The following is a 3,149-nucleotide window of genomic DNA, read 5'->3' as shown; positions in this document are numbered from 1 at the left end:
TAATAAAAGCATGCTTTGATGCTTTTTCAAAAATATCAACGGTAGGACAGTTAACAGAAACTTTATTTAATGAAATAGAAATCTCATTATGAATATTTTGCTCCCATTCCCTAATCGATAAATTGTTTTGTTGTGATGTTATACTTATGGTCTCACCAATATAAACCTCAACGTTTGAACTGAATTTATCGGGGGCTATATAAAATAATCCCATAGGAATAATATCAAATACCACTCCCTCACTGATTAATGTTCTGATAATTCTGGCAGCCCCTCTTTGATAGGGTAATGGCTGAAAACCCCACTCACTACTACCTTCTGGAAATAAAAGTAAATCTCCACCTGCTTTTATATGTGCAATCGCGGCCTCTGAAGGACTTGAAAAAGTATTTTTATTTATACCCAAACGCTGTCTATCTTTTTTTCTAACTACCGGAATACCCGTAAAAAATAGTCTCATTAACCGACTATTTAATAATTGTATTGATGCTAAAGCTTGAGCTTCGGGAAATGCTTTTAATGCCACATAACCATCAAATGCACTGTTCCGATGACTACATAGAATTAACTTTGGATGTGTATTTTCAGCTTGAGATCTACTAGGGTAAATAAGTGAAATTTTGGAAAAGTAGATTTCTCTAATTGCACTCGAGATGAATCGATAATAAAAAGGAAGTGGAGAACCAGCAACAAAAGAGGAGGTTTTTCTTAATGATGAAGGCAATGTTGAATTAGGCATAAGATTTCCTTACATTATTCCTTCTTCAAAAACATATCACGCCCTTAAAAAAAGTAACACTAAAAAATTAAAATTTAAAAAGCATTACTAGAATAAATTGCTTCACTAATTTGAGGCGGTTAATTCTGATGAATAAGATGGAAATGAGTATGATTCAACTTAGACTCGCTGAACCACAAGAAGCTAGAAGGTTATGGTATTTACGAAATCAAGCGTTGCGATTTGGTTGTGAGAATGTTTATCCATCAGAGATTTTAGCCGCTTGGACTCCTGATAAAATGCCTGAAGGATATCGGCAGGCTATTATTGAAAATCCATTTTATGTGATTGATTATCAAGAATACAATATTCCTGTTGCTTCAGGTTTTTTAGATGTTAAAACTGGTTTTGCTGAGGCCATTTTTACATTACCTGAATACATGGGAAAAGGATTTGCAGGACTAATTTTAAAACAGCTGAAACATGAGGCAATTAAGAGAGGTCAATCCAAGTTGTTTTTAGATGCCACACCTAATGCAGTATTATTTTATTTAAAACAGGGTTTTAAAGTATTAGAAGAACGTGATTACTATTCTGATTTAGCAAAAGCAAATTTACCTTGTTACCGCATGTGCATTGATTTAGATTAGCTGTTTGTATTTTAATCATCTTTAAAGGATGGTTTTTATAATAGACTAATAATAAAAAAGCTATTCTTAAAATGCGGTATAAATTTATTTTTATCATTTTTTGAATTAGCTTTTATATTAATTATATAAAATGGTAATCCACATGATGTTACGATATTGTAAAGTATAACGATATCTCTAGGATAAATATTATGCAAAATGTGTTATTAACGTTATGGCCGCTATTTGCGTTAATTGCGCTAGGTGCAATTTTAAGAAGAAATAAAACTTTTGAGCCTGCATTTTGGGTGGGAGCTGAAAAACTTAACTATTTTTTACTTTTTCCTGCTTTGTTGATCAATAGCTTGGCAAATGCTCCTTTATCCGATCCTCAATTATCTCACCTCGCTGGGGCTATTTTTTCTGTAGTCATTATTGTCACTATTTTGTGTGTTATTTTGAAAAAGATAACAGGTTGGTCTGCTGGGCGCTTTGGTGCGATCGTTCAAGGTAATATTAGATTTAACACTTATTTAGGTTTAGCAATTGTCGCTGATTTATTTGGTATTGAAGGATTAGGAATAGCCGCCTTGATATTAGCAACACTGGTTCCTCTATCAAATGTCACTTCGGTTCTTTGTTTAACCGCTGGGCAAAATGTGACATTGCGTCAACTAATATTACCTATCATAAAAAACCCTTTAATTATCTCTTGTGTTATTGGGATCATAATAAATCTATCAGGAGTTGGGCTTCCTTTTGGTAGCGATCAGTTTTTGAAGTTATTAGCTGCAACCAGTTTACCTTTGGGGCTTATTTGTATAGGGGCAGCATTACATCTTTCGACGCTAAAAGCTGAAAGTAAAATGATTGGAGTAAATACGATTACTCGTTTGCTTATTGTGCCGATAGTAGCATATAGCGTTGCTTACTTTTTAGATTTATCTCCGTTAGTCATGATGCTTTTGGTTATCTTCTTTTCGATACCAACGGCACCCACTTCTTATATTTTAACCAGACAATTAGGCGGGGATTCTGAACTTATGGCGGGGATCATTACTTCTCAAACAATGTTTGCTGCGATTACATTACCTATTATATTAAGCTTTTTATCATCTTGATTTCTAAAAGCATGTATTTATATGAAAATATTCATTAAAAATAAAGTCGTTTCTTTATATTAAAAATTTATTTTCTTTCTTATATTTACTCTTTATTGATTTTTTATGGATGGAGTAAATAATTATGATTATAAATGTTTCAAATGCAAAAATAAGCCAAGAAAAGCTAACTAAACTAGAGGATACTCATAAACCATCTGATGCAATGAGTATTTGGGAAAAAATAAAAGATTGGCTAGGGTTGAGTAATGAAAAAAAAGCACTTACACTTATACGTGATATCTATTTTGATAAAGATATATCTATTATAGATAAAAATAAGTATTTTTTTGAATTGCGTAACTTAGCTGATGGGCAATATAAAAACAACTTTAAACTTAATGTAGTTGATGATCATATCGTTTATAAAATTAATTTTCAAGATAGCTCCATAGCTACTGAATTCGACATCAAACCTTTTTTCGAGAATATAGAAAATAAATTGAATCTTAATTTGAAAAATTATGGAAATGAAGACTTGGAAAGCTTCATTAATAACTATTCGAAGTTATCAGCCATAAAAAATGATAATGTAAATTATGAAGAAAAATTTATCGCTTTTAGAGCGATTCTTATGGAATGCATTGATAATAAAAATAAAAGTGATCGATTTTATATTGATGAGTTTAATAAAAAAAAATC

At 31.5% G+C, this 3,149-nt stretch carries 2 protein-coding genes and 2 pseudogenes; 3 read left to right on the top strand and 1 reads right to left on the bottom strand.

What is annotated here, in order from left to right:
* Positions 1–739: pseudogene (locus ACWPWK_RS18980) on the bottom strand (glycerol acyltransferase); the annotation flags it as partial.
* 143 nt (positions 740–882) lie between these two features.
* Between ACWPWK_RS18980 and ACWPWK_RS18975 the strand changes: the two are divergent.
* The 3 genes and pseudogenes from ACWPWK_RS18975 to ACWPWK_RS18965 form a co-directional block, all read left to right on the top strand.
* Complete coding sequence (locus ACWPWK_RS18975; protein WP_109372345.1) at positions 883–1,368, top strand: GNAT family N-acetyltransferase; 486 nt, start codon at positions 883–885, stop codon at positions 1,366–1,368.
* A gap of 191 nt (positions 1,369–1,559) precedes the next feature.
* Entirely contained in the window at positions 1,560–2,468 is a 909-nt protein-coding gene (locus ACWPWK_RS18970; RefSeq protein ID WP_109372284.1) for an AEC family transporter, read from the top strand.
* Positions 2,469–2,592: 124 nt separating this feature from the next.
* Positions 2,593–3,149, top strand: a pseudogene (locus tag ACWPWK_RS18965) (hypothetical protein); the annotation flags it as partial.

The organism is Proteus sp. Marseille-Q3619 (assembly GCF_965283115.1).
This window is presented reverse-complemented; position numbering and strand designations above follow the sequence as displayed.